The organism is Arthrobacter sp. Y3221157 (assembly GCF_059089865.1).
Map to the genome: position 1 here is coordinate 1 of NZ_JBNHFD010000260.1, position 252 is coordinate 252.

Genomic DNA, 252 nt, shown 5'->3' on the forward strand with positions numbered 1-252 from the left:
TGCCGCGGTCATCGGAATTCCGGCCGGTCTGATCGCCGGATACCGGGGGGGATGGTTCGATACAGTAGCGGCGTGGCTGTCAGGGTTGATCCTTTCCTTGCCGGCCATCGTGGTGCTGCTGGCGGTCCGTGCAGTGGTCGGCCCGTCCCTGTGGATCGTCATGGGAATTTTCGGTGTCATCCTCGCCCCCGCTTACTACCGGGTGGTCTTCAACGCCGTCCGCGGTGTGCGCGAGGAGCTCTACATTGATGC

The 252-nt window shown here is 63.5% G+C and carries 1 protein-coding gene; it reads left to right on the forward strand.

Going from position 1 to position 252, the window contains the following annotated elements:
- A partial coding sequence (locus AC5RTT_RS20920) for an ABC transporter permease subunit (RefSeq protein WP_494146747.1) occupies positions 1-252 on the forward strand: 252 nt, incomplete at both ends.